Source organism: Acinetobacter sp. UBA3132 (assembly GCF_002364825.1).
GTDB lineage: Bacteria > Pseudomonadota > Gammaproteobacteria > Pseudomonadales > Moraxellaceae > Acinetobacter > Acinetobacter schindleri.
The window spans coordinates 2,518-3,517 of the sequence record NZ_DEZM01000230.1 but is presented as its reverse complement, the minus strand read 5'-3'; the positions used below and the strand labels follow the sequence as shown (position 1 = coordinate 3,517).

The window sequence follows — 1,000 nt, the reverse complement described above, 5'->3', positions numbered from 1 at the left end:
ATAAGGACGCAGGGTGGATTATATCATGCCATACAAGTTACTTGGAAAAAAAGCCCTAATTACAATTTTAAGATACTAAAATTTAAATAAAACTTGACAAGTATTTTTAGGCAAGATAAATAGCGCCTAGGACCCTTTACATTTTTCACAATGAGGTAGTTTTAGTGTCTTCTACAGATTTTGAACTAGATGATAACTACGGTGATGATGATGTTAGCTTCGATGAGGCTTCCAGCAAGCTCAGCGCAAAAGAGTCGTTGGAAAAACGTCGTCTGATTGATGACCTGTTGACTCAACGCCGCCTCGAGCGCGAACTCAAAGATTTTGACTATGACTTCGACGATGACGATGACTTCGACGACGAAGATTAAGCAATTCGGATTTAGCATGGCCTGAATAAATGCTATGCTAGGCCTTTCGGAATTTCTAAGTTTGGATATTAGATGAGTGCTTTAGATTTAGACCTGTTGAGTGACTATCTGGATGGCGACCAAAATGAGTATGGTCTGGATTTTGCGGCAACTCACGGTTTCCTGTGTGCAATTGCAGTAGGTCCGCAGTTTGACAGATGGCTGGATGAGCTTTTTGATAACAATCAGAAAAAAGTTCCAGCAGCAATCATCGAACAGGTTAAAGTATGGCTGGAATCTATCCGTCAAAGCTTGGCCAATGAAGAAGGCATCACTTTCCCGTTTGAAATCGAGGAAGCAGATACCGAATCAAGTCTTGGTGACTGGAGTGTGGGCTTTGTTGATGCCATGTTCCTGAACGAAGAAGCATGGTTTGCAGAAGAATTTGAAGAACAACTGGTGGATTTAACTCTGCCAATCATGGTCTTCAGTGGGATTGATGAAGAAGACCCACAAATGGAAACTTTCCGTCGTAACGGCCAGTTAATGGACGAGCTTGCGGAAGAAATTCCAGAAAACCTGAATGAATTGTATCTGATGTATCATACACCAGATTAATTCTCCCAAATCAAAAAAGCACCTTCGGGTGC

General features: G+C 41.6%; 2 protein-coding genes. Both read left to right on the top strand.

Annotated elements, in window-relative coordinates; genetic code table 11:
* Window positions 1-164 precede the first annotated feature (164 nt).
* Complete coding sequence (locus B4033_RS12850; RefSeq protein WP_004814888.1) at window positions 165-371, top strand: PA3496 family putative envelope integrity protein; 207 nt, start codon at window positions 165-167, stop codon at window positions 369-371.
* Between the two features lie 72 nt (window positions 372-443).
* On the top strand, window positions 444-968 hold the full coding sequence (locus B4033_RS12845; RefSeq protein ID WP_004814890.1) for a YecA family protein: 525 nt from the start codon (window positions 444-446) through the stop codon (window positions 966-968).
* Window positions 969-1,000: the final 32 nt, after the last annotated feature.

Coding starts and splice junctions, on each gene's coding strand:
- B4033_RS12845 (WP_004814890.1), top strand. CDS start 444: ATGAGTGCTTTAGATTTAGACCTGTTGAGTGACTATCTGGATGGCGAC.